Genomic DNA, 21,162 nt, shown 5'->3' on the forward strand with positions numbered 1-21,162 from the left:
TCTACAACCTGCCCAAAATCTATAAATATATTGTTTTTGCAATAAATCAGATATATGCAGAAAGAGAACAGGTTTTGTAGATGACAAATGCATTTGGTTACTTTGGGCGAAACCAAAGTAACGAATTAGCTACTTCCACTGGATGAATAAACGATAAGACTCCGTCGTGCTAGCTAATTTAAAATAAATTATTAACTCAAAACGTCAGCTTAATCATCCATCCATTACAGCAACTCAAGACTCTAAATAACCCATATATGGGTCAGAAATCGAATCTTCTTGAGTTTCTATACGTCCTGCAAAACGGCGACTAAACGTTGCATCATCAGCTAATGTCACCGTAAAGTCATACCAACCACCAAATTCAGACATATCCCAAACTAATTCTTTTTCAGAACTATTCGTTTCTATATTCCATGTTTTATTTGGTAGATAAGCATTTGCTTTGACGTTAAGCTTGACTGACTTATTGCCGTCGTGACGAACTTTTAAATACAAATTCGCATCACACTCTTCCACACAGACTCTAATTTCTGGTAATGCTTGAGTTTGGTTAACTTGGTTCAAATTGCCTTTAAACGCACGATGGAAACCATTTGGTCCAAGTACCCATAAATCATACTGTCCATTTGTGGTATTCCACACGTCATCAAGCTGTTTACCTGCCTCAACCATATAGCGACGAGGAGCTACTGTAAGATCTAATCGATTATAGACATGGAAAACAGCTGCTTGTTTACCCGTATTAGAGAACATCAATTTAACTGTTTTTTGAGTGGCATCAACTTTGGCACTGGTGTGCAAAATATATGGCAAAGCACGTGATGGTCGAATCCCCATTTCCTGCTGAGGAAATTGCTGCTGGCTCGGTACAGGAACTTGTGGCAATAAAGCTTGAGCAACACGAATCGCATCGGCTTCGGCTTTGGTTTTCTTGCCATCTAGTTCAGCAACAGGCAAAAGGTTCGGTGTTTTAAAATTAAATGCTGTCGTTAAATCACCACATACGGCGCGGCGGTATGGGCTAATATTCGGCTCTTGTACACCAAAGCGTTTTTCTAAAAACTGTAAAATAGAAGTATGGTCAAAGACTTGAGAGTTTACCCAGCCACCACGGCTCCACGGTGAAATCACATACATAGGAACACGCACACCCGGCCCATACACTCGACCATCTGGCTTAGGTTGAGATTTTGAAGTCGCTACTGCTGGATGATTAAAGTATTCATAAGATACTTGCTGATCGGTTAAAGTTGTTTTTCCATATACAACGCCATTTATATCTTTAGATGGCGCACTCGGTGAAGGAACATGGTCGAAGAAACCATCATTTTCATCGAAGTTCACCAATAAAACCGTTTGACTCCACACTTGAGGGTTTTCAGTTAAAGCATTTAATACTTCCTGAATATACCAAGCGCCTTGCACAGGACTAGATGGCCCTGGATGTTCACTGTAAGTTGCCGGAGCAACTAACCAACTCACTTGAGGTAGTTTTCCTTGCGCAATATCAGCTTTAAAAGTTCCTAAAAAACCACCATCTGGCATGGTATTGGCAATACCTTTATAAAGTGGCTGTGTTGCATCGATTTTTTCATCGTATGCTGGGCATGTTGAGGTGTCATTACTGACAGGTTGACCAGATTGCTCGTTAGCACGGCGATATTGCTTGAAACCAGCTAAGGGGTTATCGGTAAAGTTATCTGGCATATTTTGATACACTTTCCATGTCACGCCAGCCTGCTGTAAACGCTCAGGATACGTCGTCCATTCATAACCTTCTGTTGATGATCCAATCCCATCAAATTCGTTGACCACACTGGCTACACCTGCGCCTGTAGGTCCATTGGTTCCAGTCCATATAAACTTACGGTTCGGGTTAGTCCCTGCATGCATAGCGCAGTGGTAGGCATCACAAATGGTAAAAGCGTTGGCTAAAGCAAACTGATATTCAACTTCTTGCTTTTTATAGTAGCCCATTGACTGCGGTTTCTTATAAGCCACCCAGTCGCTCATACGACCATTGTCCCAAGCAGCTTGGCCATCAGACCAAGAGTGAGGAGTTCCTGAAACACGCTGAGCATTTCCTAAACGACTATCTAAATGGTAAGGCAATACTTTATTTTTCTTGGCGTCGTATTGCTCCCAAACTTTGCGGCTTTCTGTCATTGGAATGGTAAAGCGGTCACCAAAACCACGCACACCTTTTAATGTTCCGAAATAATTATCAAACGAGCGGTTTTCCTGAGTCAAAATCACGATATGTTTAACATCTTGAATAGTTCCACTTTCAACTTTGGCATCAATAGCCAGCGCTTTTTGAATACTTAACGGGAAACTTGCCAGAGCAGCGGTCCCAAACATAGTTTTTGTAGAATTTAAAAGAAATTCGCGACGATTCATTTTTTCATCCTTAATTTTTATTATGGTGCACAGTGCATTTTGCAATTGCTAGTTGGCGGTGTTGTTGGCGATGAATTATCTGAGTTGTTGTCATCGTTACAAGCACTGAGCATAAGCGCTAAAGATGTAATAAATAAAAGTGAAATTTTTCGCATCATTTTTTTCCAAACGGTTTAAATGCGAACTACTAATAAAGCGTAAAAGTGACAAGCAAGTGATGTTTTTATGTCGATTTGATGAAGGCATAAAAAAACGCATCCGAAGATGCGTTTTTTAGATAACTTGAGATTACCAGCCTAAAGCTTCTTGTTGCTTTTTAATCAGCTCGGCAATTCCTTTTTCTGCCATTTCTAACATGGCATTGCTTTGTGCACGAGTAAACGGTTTATCTTCGGCTGTACCTTGAATTTCAATAAACTCGCCAGCTTGTGTCATCACGACATTTAAGTCAGTTTGACAGTTCGAATCTTCTTCATAGCAAAGATCAAGAAGCACTTCATCTTGATACATACCTACAGAAATTGCAGCAACTAAGCCTTTAAGCGGATCATGCTTAATTTTTTTCTGTGCAAGTAAAACATTCATCGCATCAACCAATGCTACAGCAGCACCAGTGATTGAAGCAGTACGTGTACCGCCATCTGCCTGAATGACATCGCAGTCGATGGTAATGGTATTTTCACCAAGCTTTTTCAAATCAACCATCGCACGTAAGCTACGGCCAATGAGGCGTTGGATTTCTTGAGTACGACCAGTTTGTTTACCACGAGCAGCTTCACGGTCACAACGAGAATGTGTTGAACGCGGTAACATACCATACTCTGCTGTTACCCAGCCTTGACCTTGGCCTTTTAAAAAGCGTGGCACTGAGTTATCAATGCTTGCAGTACAAAGGACTTTGGTGTGACCAAATTCGACCAGCACAGAACCTTCAGCATAACGGGTGTAGTTTCGTGTAATTTTCACTTCACGTAATTGGTCTAATGCACGTTGGTCAATACGCATAATCCTTCCTAACTTCTCTTAAATACAAACTTGGGCATAGTATAGCAAAGGATTTTGACAGGTTGAGTTTATTCCCTACTTTGAAATGTAAGTCTGTACTTTTCATGACTTAAAAATAAAAATAGCCCCTAAAAAGGAGCTATTTTGGATTAACTGAGATTATGCAAATTTAAATTTTGCTTTTAACTTTTCTAATGTCTGCATCACTTTTCCATTAGTTTGGTTTGGTAATGAGCATTTTGCTAAACGTACCCATACACTCCAGAACTGGCGCATAAAGCTCGCTTCGTTGTAGTGAATACCATATTCTGCACAGAGTGCCTTAATCTTTGGCGCTACTTCTTTATAGCGGTTGGCAGGCATATCTGGGAATAAGTGGTGTTCAATTTGATGACTTAAGTTACCACTCATAAAGTGCATCCACTCTGTGCCACTAAAATTACTCGAACCACGAATCTGACGTAAATACCACTCTGCCTTAGTTTCAGTGTCGGTATTGTCCGGCTCAAACGTTTCTGCATCTTCAGTAAAGTGACCATTAAAGATCACGGCAGATGACCACAAGTTACGAATAATATTGGCAACTACATTTCCCGCAAAAACTGGTAAAAACATAGGACCAGAGATCACAGGGAAAAACACATAGTCTTTTAAAACTTGGCGCGTTGCTTTTTTACGGACTTTAGCCGAGTCTTTCCAAACCTGTTTCCAGCTCTTGGTTTTATAAACTAATGCATCTTCAAGATGTAAGTTTTGTACACCTACATACCATTCAAAGAAAAACATTAACTGTAGACCGAGTGGAATATTGAACAGGTGGCGAGGTTCCCACTTCTGTTGATCACTTACTCGTAAAATTCCATATCCGACATCATGGTCTTTACCTACAATATTGGTATAGGTATGGTGCACATAGTTATGTGTTTCACGCCAGTCATCACCCGATGCAATGGTATCCCAATCGTAAGTATTACCGTTCAGGCTTGGTTCATTTAACCAATCAAACTGACCATGCATAACGTTATGACCAAGTTCCATATTTTCTACAATTTTAGAAATGCCTAATAAGCCTGTTCCCAATAACCAGACAGGTGGAATCCAGCCACCAAACATCAACATGCCACGCGATGCGATTTCGGTATAGCGAACAAAATTACGCACTTTGTAGATATATTTTGCGTCTTGTTCACCAAGACTTTGCATCACTTCTTGACGAATCTGTTCAATACGGCGACCAAACTCTTCAGTCTGTTCAGGTGTTAAATGAGCAGATTTAGAAACGGTAGAAAATTCTAATGCCATATTCATAGGGTTAATCCTCTTTAATTCTTTTTATAGATCAATCGTGACTGGGCTTAATGCCTGGCTCACGCATAGTTTAATTGGACGGTTCGGTTGATCTTCAATTTCACCTGTTAACAGGTTTTGAGTCACTCCGCTTACTTTGGTACAACTGCATTTATTGCAGACACCCATACGGCAACCATGTTGCGGACGTAGTCCTGCTTGCTCTGCACTGCTCAGTAAATTTGTTTCAGCTAAAAACTCGTGTTGGGCACGGCGGAAAATAACAGGCTGTGCGGTATGAGTTCCCGTCACTTGAAGGGGTTGGAAATATTCTTGGTGAAGCTGAGACTGAGCACCTTTTTGTGCATAAATTTCATTCGCCTGCTGCATCATGCCGTGATGACCACACACATAAGTTGCTGTTTGCTCAAAGTCAGGAACCAGCTTCTGTAGCAGGCTTTCAGTTAAATGCTGCTTTTGCTCGGTAGTATTAAAAAAATGATATTGAAGCTGTGGGTACTGTTCTGCCAAAGCTTTTAGTTCAGCATGAAAAATTTCCGCACGATTAAAATAAATCACATGAATTTGTTCAAGCTGCTGTTTCAAAGCTTGCTGCAAAAGTGAATAAATTGCAGTAATACCGCTTCCTGATGCAATTAAAATCGCGGGCTGCTGGCCTTGATGCAAAGTGAACTCACCTTGTGGCTGTGAAATTTCAACACACTCACCCACATGTAAAAGTTGAGCTGCGCGAGATACCAAGCCTTGTACTTTAATACCCAAAGCAATTTCACCTTGAGTGGTTACTTCAATAATTGAATAACTACGCTGTTGGTAAACGCCATCGATAAGTAAAGTCAGTAAAATACTTTGACCTGCACAAACCTGATCGAAATTAAAATTACGATTCGGTTTAAGCTTGATCAGCACCATATTGGTATGAAGTGGCTGAACTGCGGTAACTTCTGCAAGTACCCTTTTCCAAGCCCAAGACACATTAATTTTTTGCAAAACAAAATCAACGAAATCTTCTCGAACCCAATGTGGTTGATAGTTAAGTGTTGCGTTCATACGTTCCTCTTTTGTTTCTGGCTATTTATTTGAGTGAACACATGTTCGTATAGTGAACATATGTACACTATATTTATAAGTGTTCACTCAGTCAACACTTGTTCACTATTTTTTTTATGAAAGTTTGCTCTTTTTTGTTAGACTTTGGCTCACGGTTTAAATAGGTTCTTTTAATGTCGATACGGGATGAACGAAAACAGCAAAGTCGTCAGGCACTTCTCGATGCAGCCTTGCATTTAAGTACGTCTGGGCGTTCGTTCAGTAGTATCAGTTTGCGTGAAGTTGCACGTGAAGTTGGTTTGGTACCAACAGCGTTTTATCGCCATTTTCAAGACATGGATGAACTCGGTAAGGAACTGGTCGATCAAGTTGCCTTACATTTAAAAAGCGTTTTACATCAACTTGGACAAAGTTATTTACAACATAAATCCGCTAAAACCCAAACCAGTATTGAGCTATTTGTGCAGGCAGTGAATCATAGCCCTAAACAGTGGCAATTTATGATTGCTGAACGTTGGGGCGGTTCAGAAACGGTTCGTACAGCGATTGCTCGAGAAATCGAATTTCTGATTGAAGACCTAACAACTGATCTAACTAAACTCGAAAATTTTAAACATATTCAAAACCCTCAAGATTTAAATGTCTTATCTACCATTTTGACTAATATGTCATTTACATGGGCAATGACGTGGCTTAACCTCGCCAAACAATATCAAGGTGAACAGCTCAAGCAGCAACAAACTGCCTTTATTGAAAACGCATCTACACAAGTTCGCTTACTGTTTAGAGGGATTGCGAACTGGGAACGATAGAAGCGGCAAATGACAAAAAACAGGTTATGTGGTAATACGTAAACAGAGAAAGAAAAAGGCTCAAAATTTCGAGAAAAGTCTTTTTCTTTTTTACAGGAAGTAAACTATTCGTTAGGCCAAACTGGTGTGGGAATACCTATGAATCTTGATCGTCATACACAGTTTTTAATGCGCAAAGAAAAGATTCTGAGCGTTGCAGAAAAATTGTTACTAGAAAACAATCAGGAAATTACTCTAGATGAATTAGTGGCCGAGCTAGATATTGCAAAAGGTACGCTTTATAAGCACTTTAGAAGTAAAAATGAACTTCTACTTGAACTCATTATTCAAAATGAAAAACAAATTTTAGAAATTTCTCAAAAATATAATACTGACTTTAAAGAGTATGCACCCCGTTACATGCTGCATCATTTGCTCACACCGGGCAAAACGATTCTATTGCATCAACTTGAAGAAAATCTGACCATGACAGAGTCTAAGTTGAAACACCTCTTTGAAGAGCTTTATGAAATTCGTCAGCAACGTATTTTAGCGATTAAAGATATTACTGAAAGTTATTTAAAATCATTGAACTACGATATGTCGATTCGTGATTATTTATCATATATCTGGTCACTGACTTATGGCGCATCACTGCTTCTAAACTCAACGTATTATCAGCGTTCAATTGGTTCTCGCCAAAAACTCATTAATTTATATATTAATCAGGCATTGTCGTTGCCAACACAAACCACCAATTTTGATGCACTAAATTTCCAAATCGAAGATGAAAATCATCAAAATTAATTGAATTATTCCGTGATTGTGAAAGTAATTAAATATTAAAAACGGGCTCCTAATGGAGCCCTTTTTCTAACGCAATCAAAATTATTTTGCTTTACGTTCTTTCTCAATTAAGTAGTTAAGTACTTGGGTCACTTTACCATCTTCGCCTTGTACTACGTATTTACCATTTACTACTACAGCAGGAACACCAGTTAATTGGTACTGTTGAGCAAGTTTATTTGACTCAGCAACTTTTGCAGTTACGGCAAATGAGTTGTAAGTACTGTTAAATTTCTCTTCAGGTACCCCATAACGCGTGAAGAATTTAGCCGCAGAAGCCTGATCAAAAATCTGCTGACCATTCACCTGAATGGCATGGAATAATGGTAAATGTGTGCGCTTACGAACACCTAATGCCTCAGATGTATAATAAGTACGTGCCCCTTGTTCCCATACTTTGTTCATAGCAGCTGGTGTACGTACAAAACGTACATCATTAGGAATTTGTTTTAACCACGTTTGCATATGTGGTTCAAGTTTAAAACAGTGCGGACAACCATACCAAAAGAACTCACGTACTTCGATTTTCCCCGGTACTTCCACTTTGCCTGGATTGGCAATCACGGTGTAGTCTTTACCAGCAACGAAATCTGCTGCCATTGCACTACCCGATACGGCCATAATTGCTGCACTCAAACCACCCAAAACCAATTTTTTCATTGCTACAGCTTTTCCTCTAAGTTGTTATGCATTAGCTTATGCTCTAAATATAAAACAAATATGCTAAATTCGTTTTGCTTCTGTGAAGTTTTTTATTGGGTTTATCGCTTTTTTCCCAATAATCGCTACACTAACGGCGAACTACATCCAAAAAGATAACTCAAGTTTAGAGGTAGCACCATGTCGCAATTGAATGTTGATTTACAAGAAATCGCAAAGTTTGAAGCACTTGCTGCCAAATGGTGGGATCAACATTCTGAATTTCGCCCACTTCATCAAATTAACCCATTACGTTTAAACTGGATTGATGAACGTGTTGGTGGTCTTGCAGGCAAAAAAGTACTTGATGTTGGCTGCGGTGGCGGTATTTTAGCTGAAAGCATGGCTCGCCGTGGTGCAGATGTACTCGGTATTGATATGGGTGAAGCACCTTTAGCTGTAGGTCGTTTGCATGCTCAGCAAGACAATGTTCAAAATATTGAATATCGCCAAATTCCAGTTGAAGAATTGGCTCAAGAGCAAGCAGGTCAATACGATGTGGTCACTTGCATGGAAATGATGGAACACGTTCCTGATCCAGCATCTATTGTTAAAGCATGTCAGGCTTTAGTGAAGCCAGGTGGTCATGTGTTTTTCTCGACCATTAACCGTAACCCAAAGTCATATTTATTTGCGATTATTGGTGCTGAATACGTATTACGCATGCTTCCAAAAGGTACACATGATTATCACAAGTTTATTCGCCCTTCAGAAATGGCACATGACATTCGTAATGCAGGCTTAACTTTAAAAGAAATGACAGGCTTGCACTACAACCCGCTTACCAAGCATTACTGGTTAGCGCCAAATGTTGATGTTAACTATATGGTTCATACAGTAAATACAGGTGCATGATGAAAGCTGTTTTATTTGATTTAGACGGCACTCTCATCGATACGGCTGCCGATTTTATTCGTATTATTCAACAAATGTGTCGTGATGCAAGACGCCCTGTAGTTGATGCAGACCTCATCCGTACTCAGGTTTCTGAGGGCGCACGAGCGATGGTCAAATTGGTTTATCCAGAACTGGATGTAGCCAATCCAATTTTCTTGGCACATCGACAAAACTTTTTAGATATTTATGGCAATAATATTGTCGTCGATACAGACCTGTTTGAAGGCATGTATCCACTTTTAGAAGAGTTAGAAGCTCAGCAAATTCCGTGGGGTATTGTGACCAATAAACCACGTGGTTTAAGTGAGTCATTGTTAGAAAAATTAAATCTGACTGAACGCTGTGCAGTTCTAGTGTGTCCAGAAGACGTTTCTAAAACCAAGCCAGACCCTGAACCAATGTATTTGGCTGCAAAGCAGTTAAATATACCCGCAAATGAAATTATTTATGTGGGTGATCATCCACGTGATATTGATGCTGGTCGCAATGCCGATATGTATACGATCTTGGCAGCATACGGTTATTTACCTATCGAACATCGTGATGATTTAGTCGCTTGGCAAGCCGACTCGATTGTAAATACGGTGACAGAATTACACGAGATGTTACGTCAAAAGCTTCCTGCTCTACAGGAAAATCAGCGTATGATAGGTTAATACAAGAGTTTTACAGGCTTTTTTAACAGTTATTTATATCAATATAAAAAGAAGGAGGTTTACCAATGAAATATTCAGAATATCAACCTCGTCCAGATCTTCTCAAAGATCGAATTATTTTAATCACTGGTGCAGGTGATGGAATTGGGCGAGCTGCGGCCCTCAGTTATGCTTTACACGGCGCAACTGTGGTTTTGCATGGTAGAACCTTAAATAAACTTGAAGTAATTTATGATGAAATCGAAGGTTTAGGCGCTCCTCAGCCTGCAATTTTACCATTACAACTTTCGAGTGCTTCTGATCGTGATTATGACTTTTTAGTAAATACTCTCGAAAAGCAATTTGGACGTCTGGACGGTATTTTGCACAATGCCGGCATTTTAGGTGATCGAGTAGAACTGGCACATTATCCAACAGAAGTATGGGATGATGTGATGTCAGTCAATTTACGTGCGCCTTTTGCTCTTACTCAAGCCCTACTCCCGCTTTTACAAAAATCAGATAACGCTTCTGTGGTATTTACCAGCTCTGGCGTAGGTCGCGAAGCACGTGCACTCTGGGGCGCGTATTCAGTGTCTAAAGTCGCAATTGAAGCTGTAAGTAAAATTTTTGCTGCTGAGCATACCTATCCAAATATCCGCTTTAACTGCATTAACCCCGGTGCAACACGCACAGCAATGCGCGCAAAAGCCTATCCTGAAGAAGATCCAAAAACATTATTGACGCCTGAGTCGATTATGCCAGCTTATCTTTATTTAATGGGTGAAGATAGTTTGGCGCTCAATGGACAAAGTATTGATGCTCAGGATTAAATAATTACGGATGAACAGCTAAAATACATTACAGCCGATCATCACATCTGGCTTGGCTATACCTGAAAAGATATATACAAGCCTTTTTTATTATTGATAAAAACTCTGGATCTATCCGTAATTTTAATTGAAGCATTAAATGATCTTCACAGTTTCTCTGCATTTTACGCGTAGAGTATTCACCATGAGAGACATCAGATGTAAACGAGGATGCATCATGAAAAAGTTGTTCACTACCTTAACTCTTTGCATAACCGTACTGACTACTAGTATGGCAAGCTTTGCCGACCCTCCTTTTGATCGAGGACATGGCCCTAAAGGTGGTCCGCATGGTGAATGGAATGATCGTGGACATAAATTTGATCGGGACAATGACGATGATCGTTTCCGCGATGAGCGCCGTATGCGTGAAGAACGTGGTTTTGAGCGTCTAAAACAACATCGCTGGCAGCCAGGTTATGTCATGCCACAGCATTATCGCGGCAATGGCTATAAGGTCGACTATAGAGACAGTAACTTGCCTAAACCAGACCGTAACCAGCAATGGTATAAAATTAACAATGACTATATTTTAGTCGATACAGACTCTAACAGTATTGTTAGCATTCGTGGTTTATAAAACTGATAGCTCCTCACTCATCAGTTAGTAAAAAAGGATAAAGCCCATCGGTATTATCCTTTTTTTATTTTATATATCAATTAGATAATAAAAATTCATATATTCTAAATTTCTTCTTATTTCATAGAATTTTTTCACATTTATCGTTCTTAGTCTTCACGATTTATCTTTAATTATTCACTAATCTTCAATTATCGAAATTTAATTGATCATTCGAGGTTCATGATGAAAAAACTAACAACAGCAATTGTTCTTTCAATGAGTGGTTTAATCACAACAACAGCAATGGCTGCTCCAAATGACCATGATCGTCATGGTAATTACCCAAACCATGAAGTAAAAACAGTTAAAGTGATTAAAAAAGACGACCATCGTAATGACTGGCGAGCAGGTCAAGTTGTACCCCGTGAATATCAGCACCCACGTTATGCAGTTGACTATCGCTCACACCAGAAACTAACCAAGCCAGGGCGTTTTCAAAAATGGTATAAAGTGAATGGTAACTATGTACTGGTAAATGAACAAAGCCATAAAATCATTAAAGTGATTCGTTAATATAATAAAATATCAGACACCCAAATCTAATTTGGGTGTTTTTATATCTAAAACATGCGACTTTAAGCTTTTTTGTTTAGAATCATCTTTATATCTTTTTGCTGTTGATTCGAGATCGGTATGCCAAGTAAGTCTTTAGAGAAATCACATAATAACACCCAACATTATGTACATTGGTTCCGACATTCAGCACCTTATATTAATGCCCATCGCGATAAAACTTTTGTTTTAATGTTTGGCGGTGAAGCCGTCCGCGATCCTAATTTCGAACATATTATTCATGATATTGCTTTATTGCATTCACTTGGTATCCGCTTAATTTTAGTCCATGGTGCACGTCCACAAATTAATCAAAACCTTAAAGATAAAGGTATCGAAACTCCTTTTTATGATAACAGTCGTATTACAACACGCGAATCATTAGGCTGTGTCATGAGTGCTGTGGGGTCTATTCGGTTAGAAATTGAAGCACTGTTATCTATGGGATTGGCTAATTCTCCAATGTACGGCGCTCGAATAGATGTTGTATCAGGGAATTTCGTTACAGCTAAACCTTATGGTATTCGTGATGGAATGGATTTTCAGCTTACGGGTGAAGTTCGTTCCATAGATACCGACGCGATTGAGCGTCATCTCGATAACGATAATATTGTTTTACTGGGCCCGACTGGTTATTCAACCACTGGTGAAGTATTTAATTTAAGAGCTGAAGAGGTGGCAACCAAAACCGCAACCTATTTAAAAGCAGACAAATTAATCTTTTTAGGTGAACAACAAGGTTTGCTTAATGAAGAAGGACAATTATTGCGTGAATTGAGCCCGCATCAGCTTGATTACTATATTCAGCAATACCAGACCAGTAGCCCCACCCTAACCCTACATTTACAGGAAGCAAAAAAGGCATCTTTATCGGGTGTTCACCGTGTTCATTTAATTTCTTATGCCTATGATGGCGCACTTATTGAAGAACTCTTCACCCGTGACGGTGTGGGTACCATGATTACTGATGCACACTATGAAGAAGTTCGCACAGCCCATATTCAAGATGTGGGTGGCTTAATGAATTTATTGCGTCCGTTAGAAGAAGAAGGCATCTTGGTTTATCGTTCGCGTGAACGTTTAGAGCAGGAAATTAGCCAGTTTGCGGTTATTGAACGAGACGGTATGATTTTGGCTTGTGCTGCTCTTTATCCAATTCCAACTGAATTTAATGAAACTCGTTCGGCAGAAATTGCTTGTGTAGCAGTACACCCTAGTTATCGCAAATCAAATCGTGGTAGCCAAATTCTGCAATTCCTTGAAGAAAAGGCCAAACAACAAGGCATTCGTCAATTATTTGTCTTAACAACACGAACTGCTCATTGGTTTTTAGAACATGGTTTCCATCAAGTCACTGTTGATGAATTACCAAATGCCCGTCAGGCACTATATAACTATCAAAGAAATTCTTTAGTGTTTAAAAAACTGCTTCCCTAGTCTTTGCATTTTTTAAGATATTCTTATTTCAGATAAGCTTAGTCCCAAAAGTACAACCATACATACCATTAATGTATGGTTGTACTTTTTTTAAATCTTTAAATTTTCTTCATTTCATATTTTTCATTTTATTTACAAAAACTTAAACACCATTTTCTAAATATTATTCTGTTTAATAAATCTTTTTTTTGCATAAGTTTATCGCCGAAAGTTTTTAGCTTTTTTTTGTATAAATAAAGACCGAATACTTATTTTTTATGAAATAAAAATCCCTTTAGGGTATCTGCTCATCCAATTATTTTTCTTTTTCTCTTTCGGGGAGCACGAAACCACATGGCACTTTTTAATTCCACTTCATGGGCAAAATATTCAGTCATTGCTGCCAGCCTTGCGGGAGTGATGATGCTAGGTGGTTGTGCCAAAAAAGAGGAACAGACCACCACAACTCTAAATATTGGATACCAGAAATATGGCATCCTTCCTATTTTAAAAGCTCGTGGTGACTTGGAAAAAGCGCTAAAAGATCAAGGCGTACAAGTGAAATGGGTCGAATTTCCTGCGGGTCCTCAATTACTTGAGGGTTTAAATGTCGGAAGCGTTTCATTGGGAGAGGCTGGCGAAGCACCACCTATTTTTGCTCAAGCAGCCAACCCCAATTTAGTTTATGTTGCAAACCAACCTGCTGCACCAAAAGCAGAAGCATTATTGGTACAAAAAGACTCTCCTATTCACTCAATTCAGGATTTAAAAGGCAAACGTGTCGCACTGAATAAAGGTTCGAATGTTCACTACCTTTTATTGAAAGTCTTAGAAGCAAATCACTTGAGCTTAAGTGATATTCAACCAGTTTATTTACCGCCATCAGACGCACGTGCTGCATTTGAAAAGGGCGCTGTCGATGCATGGGTCATTTGGGACCCGTTCTTTGCAGCAGCTCAACATCAAATTCAAGCTCGAGTTTTAGCAACAGGTGAAAACTTGGTAAGCAATCATCAGTTTTACTTAGCTGATCGTAAATTTGCAGAAAGTAATCCAAAAGTGCTCAACACTGTTGTACAAACGCTAAATCAAACAACCCAATGGGTCAGCACGCATCAAGATGAAGCGGCCAAGCTACTCGAAAAACCTACGGCACTTGAGTTTGATGTACTCAAAACTTCTATTTCGCGAATGGGTTTTGGTGTTCAACCAATATCTGACAAGGTCGCTCAAGAACAACAATATGTAGCCGATGCCTTTTATGCGCAAAAGCTCATTCCAAACAAGCTCACCATTCAAGATGCCATTTTAAAACTGAAATAAACCCAGCTTTGGTACAGCTTAAATAACGATATAAATGCTGTGCCTTGCCTGAAGGGAACAAGGATATCTATATGCAACATCAGTCATTATTTAATAAGAGTCAGTGGACTCAGTTAGTTAAGCGCTTTAGTGCAGTCGCTGTCTTAGGTTTAACGATTGCTGCACCTGCTTGGGCAATTGACCCAACCGTAAAAGAACTTCGTATCGGTTTTCAAAAAAGCTCGATTAACTTCGCGATTGCCAAGCAACAAAAACTATTTGAACAAGAATTTCCAAATGCCAAGATCACTTGGAACGAGTTCCCGGCTGGCCCTCAAATTTTAGAAGCCTTGGCTGTTGGCTCACTCGATGTTGGCGTTACTGGAGACACCCCTCCAGTCTATGCTCAAGCAGCGGGCAAGCCTTTATATTACATTGCTTATGAAGCAGCTAAGCCATTAGCGTCAGCAATTTTAGTTCCTAAAAACTCACAGCTCACCCAGCTTAAAGACCTAAAAGGCAAACGTATTGCGTTGCAAAAAGGTTCCAGTTCACATTACTTGCTCGTACAGGCTGTGCGTAAAGCGGGCTTAAAATGGAGCGACATTACGCCAATTTGGCTCACACCTGCCGATGCTCGCGCTGCATTCCAAAAAGGTGCCGTTGATGCATGGGCAATTTGGGACCCTTACTACGCTTCAGCGCAACTAGAAGACCAAGCTCGTGTACTTGCTTCAGGTAAAGGTTTAAGTCCGAACTATACCTTTTATTTAGCCGCTCCAAATTTTGTTAAGCAATATCCAAAAGCTGTTCCTGAACTCATCAAACAGATTAATCAAGCTGACAAATGGGTTCAAAGCCATCAAACAGAAACGGCGAGCACGATTGGCCAAAGTACAGGCTTAAAACCTGCAACTAGTGACTTATTCATTAAACGTCGTCCACGTCCATCAGCAGCAGCTCCTCTTAACAGCAAAGTGATTGCTGAACAACAGCAGCTTGCAGACATCTTTACCCAACAAGGCATCATTCCAAAACCAATCAGCATTAAACAAGCTGTTTGGGGTGCCAAGTAATTTCATATAGACATATAGGTAATGCACATGAAAATTTTCTGGTTTATTCCTACCCACGGTGATAGTCGCTATTTAGGTACAAGTAAAGGCGCTCGTCAGGTTGACCATGCCTATATGAAGCAAATTGCTGTGGCAGTAGATAATTTGGGTTATGAGGGTGTACTTATTCCAACTGGCCGTTCATGTGAAGACCCGTGGATTACGGCGGCGAGCCTGATTGATGCAACTCAGCACCTTAAGTTTTTAGTTGCGTTACGTCCGGGTGTAACAACACCAGCTTTGGCTGCTCGTATGGCTGCTACATTTGACCGCTTATCGAATGGTCGTGTGCTACTCAACTTAGTGACTGGTGGCGATGAAGCAGAACTACGCGGTGATGGTTTATATGAAGATCACTCAACGCGTTATCAAACTGCCAATGAATACGTAAAAATCTGGCGTGAAATTTTGACGCGTTCACATACGGGTGAAGCTTTTACATTCCACGGTGAACGCCTACAAGTAGATGATGCAAAACTACTTTACCCACCTGTCCAAAAGCCTTACCCACCACTTTGGTTTGGCGGTTCTTCAGATGTCGCTGTCGACCTTGCAGCGGAGCAAGTAGACACTTACCTCACTTGGGGTGAACCACCAGCAGCCGTGAAAGAAAAGATCGAGCATGTTCGTGCAAAAGCCGAGGGTAAAGGCCGTAAATTAACTTATGGCATTCGCTTGCATGTCATTGTTCGCGAAACCAACGAACAAGCATGGGCAGCAGCGAACGAGCTTATTCAATATCTCGACGATGCAACTATTGCTGCAGCACAGAAAAAATTTGCACAAATGGACTCGGTAGGCCAACAACGGATGGCCGCACTACATGGCGGTAACCGAGACAAGTTAGAAGTCTCTCCAAACCTATGGGCTGGTATTGGTTTAGTCCGTGGTGGTGCAGGTACGGCACTTGTAGGTGACCCAGAAACAGTTGCTGCTCGTATTCAGGAGTATGCTGATTTAGGTATCGATACTTTTATTTTCTCGGGCTATCCACATCTTGAAGAGTCGATCCGTTTTGCAGAGTTAGTATTCCCGTTATTACCAATTGAGACCCGAGCTAAACTTGCTCAGCCAAACTTAACTGGTCCATTCGGTGAGATTATTGCCAACAACTATGTTCCAGACGAGAAGAAGCAAAATAGTTCCGTCAAGGAGCCTGCATGAGCCAAGATGTAAATATTGTTTCACGTGGAACAAAACAAATCGGGCAGCGTTTGCTGCCCTGGATTTTCCCAATTGTTCTATTGGTTGTTTGGCAAATTGCCTCAAGTTCAGGTCTTTTAGAAAGCCGCATTTTACCTGCTCCAAGTGCTGTCATTTCAGCTTTTTGGCATCTTTTGGTGAGTGGCGAACTATGGCATCACGTTAAAGTAAGTGCTGGTCGTGCATTGCTTGGGCTTTTAGTAGGCGGTGGTTTAGGCTTGCTATTAGGTCTGCTCAATGGGTCTTCGCGTTTCGCCTCCACCCTACTCGATACAACCTTACAGATGATTCGTAATATCCCAGCTCTTGCGCTTATTCCGCTGGTGATTTTGTGGTTTGGTATTGATGAAACAGCAAAATTGTTTTTAGTTGCTGTCGGTGTTTTCTTCCCAATTTATATCAACACCTATCATGGAATTCGTTCAGTCGACCCACAATTGATTGAGATGGGTAAAAGCTATGGGCTTTCCCGCTGGCAGCTCTACAAAGAAATTATTCTACCAGGTGCAATGCCTTCTATTTTAGTAGGTTTACGCTTCGCATTAGGTTTGGTTTGGGTATTACTCATTGTGGCTGAAACGATCTCAGCGCAAGCAGGTATTGGTTATATGACCATGAATGCACGAGAGTTTTTGCAAACAGATGTGGTTCTGGTCGGTATTCTTCTTTACGCCCTATTAGGAAAGTTAGCCGATGTTTTAGCACAAATTTTGGAACGCTATTTACTACGTTGGCACGCTGGTTATCAAAAATAAGGGAGCTTAAAATATGACAAATCTGAATTTAAATATTAATCAGAATGACGTAGAGCTCATTCCAGAAAATCATCCAGAGTCACAAGAACCTGTCGTAGGTGCAGAGATTCTGATTGAACAGCTTTACAAGTTTTATGGTGAGGTGAAAGTTCTTGAAGATCTTAACCTGCATATTCAACCGGGCGAATTTTTGGCAATTGTTGGTCGTAGTGGCTGCGGTAAAAGTACGTTACTACGCTTAATTGCCCAACTTGAAAAAGCGAGTTTCGGAGAAATTAAATTTAAATCTGCGCGACATTTACGCGAAGGCATTACTAACGATGACATTCGGGTTATGTTCCAAGACCCACGCTTACTTCCTTGGCGAAATATTCTTCAAAACGTTCAACTTGGACTACCAAAATCACAACATGCTTTGGCAGAAGAATTACTGGAAAAGGTGGGTTTAAAAGAAAAATCGGGACAGTGGCCTTCACAGCTCTCAGGTGGCCAGCGCCAGCGTACAGCGTTAGCTCGCGCATTATCTCATACTCCACGTATTTTACTGTTAGATGAGCCGTTAGGTGCATTAGACGCGCTCACCCGTCTTGAGATGCAAAGCTTGATTGAACGTTTATGGAAAGAGCAAGGTTTTACTGCCATTTTGGTCACACACGATGTAAGTGAAGCAGTACAACTGGCCGACCGTATTATCCTATTAGATAAGGGCCAAATTGCCCAAAGTTTCCAAGTGAATTTGCCACGTCCGCGTAAAAAGAGCATAACTTTTGCCCAGCTTGAACAACAAGTACTCGATGCTGTTTTAGCAACTTAAAGCTGAGATGAGTAATGAGAACCATTTCAACTACAAAATGTCCAATTAACGAGCAATAAAACTGATGATTTATTGCTCTTTTTTGGGGCGAATATAAAAAAATATTTTTAAGAATAACAATAAACTAGTGAATCTCTCTATTTTTTGCACAATAGTATATCTATTGCTCAAATAACTATCCGTTTTTTCACTAAAAAAGTGAGACACCTGTGCACAAATCAAACGATTTACCTTACAATGGGAGCACTATCTTTTTAATTTATGCAGCAAATGGAACAAAAGAAGAGTACTCAAAAGCGCAATCAGCTTCTTGCTGCCGCCCTTGATGTGTTTTCACTATATGGGTTCAGTGGTGCAAGTCTGGATGAAATTGCCCAACTCGCTGACATGCATAAGTCGAATATTTTCTATTACTATGAAAATAAAGAGTCTTTATATGTGGAAGTGCTGACCACAGTTTTACAAAAATGGCTTGCTCCCTTACAAACCTTAGAAGCTGAGTTAGAACCAGCCGAAGCTTTGTCTCACTACTTAATACAAAAAATCGAACTTTCACGTAGCCAACCAAAAGCTTCGCGACTATTTGCTTTGGAAATTATCCAAGGGGCGCCGCACATTTTACCTATACTGAAAGGGCCTTTGAAAAAGCTATTTAAGCGCAAAGCTAAAGTCATTCAGACTTGGCAGGAAGAAGGTAAAATTTCCCCAGATATCGACCCTGAGCTGTTAATACTCAATATTTGGGGTCTTACACAAAACTATGCCGATTTTGCCACGCAAATGGAAATGGTGACTGGAAAAACGTTGCGAAACCGCAGTATGTTCCAACGCTCGATTGAGCATACAGTACATCTCATGCTGTACGGCGTAATCCCTCGTTAAAACAAAAAAAGATCGGCAAATTTGCCGATCTTTTTTTTAGAAATGATTTTGATAAAGAGCCAAGAGTTTTTGCGCGCCCAATAATAAATTTTCTTCCCAATCTAAATGAGCGGTATCGTCTGCGCCATCAGTAATATACTTCACTGAAATTAGGCGTACACCTAGCTTATGGCAAACTTTGGCTAAGGCATACCCTTCCATATCCACCACATCACAAGCGACTTTCGGCTGACCCGTTTCAAATGAGTCCCCTGTCCCGCAAATGCCTTTTGGTAAATCAGAAAAATGTGATTGAAGATGAATTTCAGCAGGTAAGTGCTCATCTAACGGCGTTACACCGACTTCAAACCCTAATGGTGAAACATCCATATCACGTTGCACAAAAGTTTTTACTTCGACCAAATCATGTCGATTAAAAGATGAACTTCCTGCCGAACCTAAGTTAATTAGAGTTTTACAGCCTGTTTTTTGAATAACTTCAAATGCTTTAAAGGCAGCGTTGATTTTACCGATACCGCTATAATGGACTTCAATACCTGCTTGCTCAAACAAACCTTTAGATTCATTAGGAAGTGCCATAATTAAAGCGATATCTTTGTTCATTCAAAAAGCTCAAATCAAAATTAAATAAATTAGAAAATAAGTATAAATCAGGTGCAAAAGCTTTTTTGCACCTTTTCACTATTACTGCATTTTTTGTTGTAAGGCGATTAAACATGGAGAGAAGAACAGTTGCCCACTATAGGCTCCGGCTAAGGTTTTCTTCATTACAACGCTCCACATCACTAATAATAAAACACTGAGTGCCACCGCAACATACTGTAAAAATACAACTTCAACCTGATGCCCTAAATTAAATAAAGCCAAAATAAACACACCAAGTGGAAAGGTTAAGCCCCACCATCCCAAGTTAAATGGAATACCTGTTTTTGCATGACGAAGCGTTGTTAAGATCGCAAGACCTAGCCACCATAACCCAAAGCCTAACAGTACCAAACTGCCCACCACGCCTAATGCTTGAAATACATTGGCAAACTGGTCAAATCCTACATTTGGCGCCACTCTTTTTGACTGTTCACCTAGCAACAATAGACCTAACGCACCTGTTCCAATTGGACCTAAAGATAACCAGCTAGAAATTGCGACTTCTTTTTCCGGTAACTGATGCAAAGCCATACGCAGCATTAAAATCGTCAAAATAGCGAATGCAGGTAAAACAGAAATTCCCCAAAGTACGTAGCCCGCTAACAATAAATGAAAGCTATGCAAATCTGCTGGTAAGTGTGCAACCAACATGCCCGCAGAGCTTGCTGCTACTTCACAAGCAACGACAGGTAAAAGCCAGATTGCAGTCATGGTATGTAGCTGATGATTCTGACGGCTAAACATGCAAAACGGCACAATCCACGCAATTGCGAGTGCTAAAAAGATATCGACGTACCATAAAGCTTGAGCGATATGAACTGCCACTTCACCGTAAAGCCCGACACCGAAGCTTAAAAAGCCATTTAATATGGTTGCGAGCCCCATCGGTATAGCGCCTAAAAACAAACTCATATTTGGATGATTAAATACTTGCTTCGCTTCATGAGGGAAAAGAAACCACCGCAATAAATAAAGACCTGAAAAAACACTAAATAGAACAATATTAAATTGCCATAACAGCGTCGCCAGCATAAATAAAAATGATTTGGCAAATGGAAGCTGAATTAAAATCATACTCACCACACCAGTACCCATAGTTGCTGTAAACCAATTTGGGGTAAAATGCCGTATAACATCTTTACTTTGATTTAATTGGTAAAAGGGTCTTTTCATCTTGAGTCTCTAGTCAAAGAGTGGATGAAGCTATAGTAGGATAAATTAATAATAAGAAAAATTGATTTATTTTTATTTAATTCATCAGTTTTTTAGATATAAAAGATATTCATATTGAAAAATACCTGAGTAAAAACACAACAACAAGACGAATCTGTGAGATTATGGCAATATATA

The 21,162-nt window shown here is 40.0% G+C and carries 22 protein-coding genes; 14 read left to right on the forward strand and 8 right to left on the reverse strand.

Going from position 1 to position 21,162, the window contains the following annotated elements; all coding sequences use genetic code 11:
• Positions 1-234: 234 nt before the first annotated feature.
• The 5 genes from AC056_RS18160 to AC056_RS18180 all read right to left on the reverse strand — a co-directional run bounded on the left by AC056_RS18160 (position 235) and on the right by AC056_RS18180 (position 5,766).
• Entirely contained in the window at positions 235-2,403 is a 2,169-nt protein-coding gene (locus AC056_RS18160; protein WP_077164398.1) for a phosphocholine-specific phospholipase C, read from the reverse strand.
• A gap of 20 nt (positions 2,404-2,423) precedes the next feature.
• Complete coding sequence (locus AC056_RS19625; RefSeq protein ID WP_167370374.1) at positions 2,424-2,558, reverse strand: lipoprotein; 135 nt, start codon at positions 2,556-2,558, stop codon at positions 2,424-2,426.
• Between the two features lie 133 nt (positions 2,559-2,691).
• Complete coding sequence (gene rph / locus AC056_RS18170) at positions 2,692-3,408, reverse strand: ribonuclease PH (RefSeq protein WP_004706096.1); 717 nt, start codon at positions 3,406-3,408, stop codon at positions 2,692-2,694.
• 159 nt (positions 3,409-3,567) lie between these two features.
• Positions 3,568-4,710: a fatty acid desaturase family protein gene (locus AC056_RS18175; RefSeq protein ID WP_077164421.1), complete on the reverse strand. Its 1,143-nt coding sequence runs from the start codon at positions 4,708-4,710 to the stop codon at positions 3,568-3,570.
• Positions 4,711-4,740: 30 nt separating this feature from the next.
• Positions 4,741-5,766 carry a ferredoxin reductase gene (locus tag AC056_RS18180; protein WP_077164400.1) on the reverse strand — a complete coding sequence of 342 codons (1,026 nt, stop codon included), beginning with the start codon at positions 5,764-5,766 and terminating at the stop codon, positions 4,741-4,743.
• A 173-nt stretch (positions 5,767-5,939) separates the two neighbouring features.
• On the opposite strand from AC056_RS18180, the gene AC056_RS18185 reads away from it, so the two are divergent.
• Positions 5,940-6,578 carry a TetR family transcriptional regulator gene (locus tag AC056_RS18185; RefSeq protein ID WP_000027533.1) on the forward strand — a complete coding sequence of 213 codons (639 nt, stop codon included), beginning with the start codon at positions 5,940-5,942 and terminating at the stop codon, positions 6,576-6,578.
• A 138-nt stretch (positions 6,579-6,716) separates the two neighbouring features.
• Positions 6,717-7,364 carry a TetR/AcrR family transcriptional regulator gene (locus tag AC056_RS18190; protein WP_077164401.1) on the forward strand — a complete coding sequence of 216 codons (648 nt, stop codon included), beginning with the start codon at positions 6,717-6,719 and terminating at the stop codon, positions 7,362-7,364.
• Between the two features lie 81 nt (positions 7,365-7,445).
• On the opposite strand, the gene AC056_RS18195 is transcribed toward AC056_RS18190, so the two are convergent.
• Complete coding sequence (locus AC056_RS18195) at positions 7,446-8,063, reverse strand: thiol:disulfide interchange protein DsbA/DsbL (protein WP_019457901.1); 618 nt, start codon at positions 8,061-8,063, stop codon at positions 7,446-7,448.
• Between the two features lie 180 nt (positions 8,064-8,243).
• Here AC056_RS18195 and ubiG point away from each other — a divergent pair, with 180 nt between their 5' ends.
• The 12 genes from ubiG (at position 8,244) to AC056_RS18255 (ending at position 19,167) form a co-directional block, all read left to right on the forward strand.
• Complete coding sequence (ubiG, locus tag AC056_RS18200; RefSeq protein WP_019457900.1) at positions 8,244-8,957, forward strand: bifunctional 2-polyprenyl-6-hydroxyphenol methylase/3-demethylubiquinol 3-O-methyltransferase UbiG; 714 nt, start codon at positions 8,244-8,246, stop codon at positions 8,955-8,957.
• The gene (locus AC056_RS18205; protein WP_077164402.1) at positions 8,954-9,655 is read left to right on the forward strand and encodes an HAD family hydrolase; all 702 of its coding nucleotides are present in this window, start codon (positions 8,954-8,956) and stop codon (positions 9,653-9,655) included. Before ubiG ends, AC056_RS18205 begins: the two co-directional genes overlap by 4 nt.
• A 65-nt stretch (positions 9,656-9,720) precedes the next feature.
• Positions 9,721-10,467: a YciK family oxidoreductase gene (locus AC056_RS18210; RefSeq protein WP_019457898.1), complete on the forward strand. Its 747-nt coding sequence runs from the start codon at positions 9,721-9,723 to the stop codon at positions 10,465-10,467.
• 217 nt (positions 10,468-10,684) lie between these two features.
• Complete coding sequence (locus AC056_RS18215) at positions 10,685-11,086, forward strand: RcnB family protein (protein WP_019457897.1); 402 nt, start codon at positions 10,685-10,687, stop codon at positions 11,084-11,086.
• 225 nt (positions 11,087-11,311) lie between these two features.
• Positions 11,312-11,641, forward strand: a complete 330-nt coding sequence (locus AC056_RS18220) for an RcnB family protein (RefSeq protein ID WP_077164404.1) — start codon at positions 11,312-11,314, stop codon at positions 11,639-11,641.
• 120 nt (positions 11,642-11,761) lie between these two features.
• Positions 11,762-13,117 carry an amino-acid N-acetyltransferase gene (argA, locus tag AC056_RS18225; RefSeq protein ID WP_077164405.1) on the forward strand — a complete coding sequence of 452 codons (1,356 nt, stop codon included), beginning with the start codon at positions 11,762-11,764 and terminating at the stop codon, positions 13,115-13,117.
• A gap of 333 nt (positions 13,118-13,450) precedes the next feature.
• Positions 13,451-14,419: a sulfonate ABC transporter substrate-binding protein gene (locus tag AC056_RS18230; RefSeq protein WP_077164406.1), complete on the forward strand. Its 969-nt coding sequence runs from the start codon at positions 13,451-13,453 to the stop codon at positions 14,417-14,419.
• Positions 14,420-14,490: 71 nt separating this feature from the next.
• A complete protein-coding gene (locus tag AC056_RS18235) occupies positions 14,491-15,474 on the forward strand; it encodes a sulfonate ABC transporter substrate-binding protein (protein ID WP_077164407.1) in 984 nt (327 codons plus the stop codon).
• Between the two features lie 27 nt (positions 15,475-15,501).
• The gene (gene ssuD / locus AC056_RS18240; RefSeq protein ID WP_077164408.1) at positions 15,502-16,677 is read left to right on the forward strand and encodes an FMNH2-dependent alkanesulfonate monooxygenase; all 1,176 of its coding nucleotides are present in this window, start codon (positions 15,502-15,504) and stop codon (positions 16,675-16,677) included.
• Positions 16,674-17,471: an aliphatic sulfonate ABC transporter permease SsuC gene (ssuC, locus tag AC056_RS18245; protein ID WP_004706119.1), complete on the forward strand. Its 798-nt coding sequence runs from the start codon at positions 16,674-16,676 to the stop codon at positions 17,469-17,471. The genes ssuD and ssuC overlap by 4 nt, the downstream gene beginning before the upstream one ends.
• A gap of 13 nt (positions 17,472-17,484) precedes the next feature.
• Entirely contained in the window at positions 17,485-18,285 is an 801-nt protein-coding gene (locus tag AC056_RS18250; RefSeq protein ID WP_004706121.1) for an ABC transporter ATP-binding protein, read from the forward strand.
• A gap of 261 nt (positions 18,286-18,546) precedes the next feature.
• Positions 18,547-19,167 (forward strand): TetR/AcrR family transcriptional regulator, encoded by a 621-nt coding sequence (locus tag AC056_RS18255; protein WP_004706123.1) that lies wholly within the window; start codon positions 18,547-18,549, stop codon positions 19,165-19,167.
• 36 nt (positions 19,168-19,203) lie between these two features.
• Here AC056_RS18255 and AC056_RS18260 read toward each other — a convergent pair whose 3' ends face one another.
• The gene (locus tag AC056_RS18260; RefSeq protein WP_004706125.1) at positions 19,204-19,770 is read right to left on the reverse strand and encodes a 5'-methylthioadenosine/S-adenosylhomocysteine nucleosidase; all 567 of its coding nucleotides are present in this window, start codon (positions 19,768-19,770) and stop codon (positions 19,204-19,206) included.
• An 81-nt stretch (positions 19,771-19,851) separates the two neighbouring features.
• Complete coding sequence (locus tag AC056_RS18265; RefSeq protein ID WP_077164409.1) at positions 19,852-20,985, reverse strand: TDT family transporter; 1,134 nt, start codon at positions 20,983-20,985, stop codon at positions 19,852-19,854.
• Positions 20,986-21,162: the final 177 nt, after the last annotated feature.

The sequence above is a fragment of the Acinetobacter genomosp. 33YU genome (assembly GCF_001990725.1).
Taxonomy (GTDB): Bacteria; Pseudomonadota; Gammaproteobacteria; order Pseudomonadales; family Moraxellaceae; genus Acinetobacter; species Acinetobacter seifertii.

Bases quoted from the DNA above. Each gene is read 5' to 3' on its own strand.
- AC056_RS18250 (WP_004706121.1), top strand. From the start codon at position 17,485: ATGACAAATCTGAATTTAAATATTAATCAGAATGACGTAGAGCTCATT.
- AC056_RS18160 (WP_077164398.1), bottom strand. From the start codon at position 2,403: ATGAATCGTCGCGAATTTCTTTTAAATTCTACAAAAACTATGTTTGGG.
- AC056_RS18190 (WP_077164401.1), top strand. From the start codon at position 6,717: ATGAATCTTGATCGTCATACACAGTTTTTAATGCGCAAAGAAAAGATT.
- AC056_RS18255 (WP_004706123.1), top strand. From the start codon at position 18,547: ATGCAGCAAATGGAACAAAAGAAGAGTACTCAAAAGCGCAATCAGCTT.
- AC056_RS18175 (WP_077164421.1), bottom strand. From the start codon at position 4,710: ATGGCATTAGAATTTTCTACCGTTTCTAAATCTGCTCATTTAACACCT.
- ubiG (WP_019457900.1), top strand. From the start codon at position 8,244: ATGTCGCAATTGAATGTTGATTTACAAGAAATCGCAAAGTTTGAAGCA.
- argA (WP_077164405.1), top strand. From the start codon at position 11,762: ATGCCAAGTAAGTCTTTAGAGAAATCACATAATAACACCCAACATTAT.
- AC056_RS18230 (WP_077164406.1), top strand. From the start codon at position 13,451: ATGGCACTTTTTAATTCCACTTCATGGGCAAAATATTCAGTCATTGCT.
- AC056_RS18210 (WP_019457898.1), top strand. From the start codon at position 9,721: ATGAAATATTCAGAATATCAACCTCGTCCAGATCTTCTCAAAGATCGA.
- AC056_RS18235 (WP_077164407.1), top strand. From the start codon at position 14,491: ATGCAACATCAGTCATTATTTAATAAGAGTCAGTGGACTCAGTTAGTT.
- AC056_RS18205 (WP_077164402.1), top strand. From the start codon at position 8,954: ATGATGAAAGCTGTTTTATTTGATTTAGACGGCACTCTCATCGATACG.
- AC056_RS19625 (WP_167370374.1), bottom strand. From the start codon at position 2,558: ATGCGAAAAATTTCACTTTTATTTATTACATCTTTAGCGCTTATGCTC.
- AC056_RS18180 (WP_077164400.1), bottom strand. From the start codon at position 5,766: ATGAACGCAACACTTAACTATCAACCACATTGGGTTCGAGAAGATTTC.
- AC056_RS18220 (WP_077164404.1), top strand. From the start codon at position 11,312: ATGAAAAAACTAACAACAGCAATTGTTCTTTCAATGAGTGGTTTAATC.
- AC056_RS18195 (WP_019457901.1), bottom strand. From the start codon at position 8,063: ATGAAAAAATTGGTTTTGGGTGGTTTGAGTGCAGCAATTATGGCCGTA.
- rph (WP_004706096.1), bottom strand. From the start codon at position 3,408: ATGCGTATTGACCAACGTGCATTAGACCAATTACGTGAAGTGAAAATT.
- AC056_RS18185 (WP_000027533.1), top strand. From the start codon at position 5,940: ATGTCGATACGGGATGAACGAAAACAGCAAAGTCGTCAGGCACTTCTC.
- AC056_RS18215 (WP_019457897.1), top strand. From the start codon at position 10,685: ATGAAAAAGTTGTTCACTACCTTAACTCTTTGCATAACCGTACTGACT.
- AC056_RS18265 (WP_077164409.1), bottom strand. From the start codon at position 20,985: ATGAAAAGACCCTTTTACCAATTAAATCAAAGTAAAGATGTTATACGG.
- AC056_RS18260 (WP_004706125.1), bottom strand. From the start codon at position 19,770: ATGAACAAAGATATCGCTTTAATTATGGCACTTCCTAATGAATCTAAA.
- ssuD (WP_077164408.1), top strand. From the start codon at position 15,502: ATGAAAATTTTCTGGTTTATTCCTACCCACGGTGATAGTCGCTATTTA.
- ssuC (WP_004706119.1), top strand. From the start codon at position 16,674: ATGAGCCAAGATGTAAATATTGTTTCACGTGGAACAAAACAAATCGGG.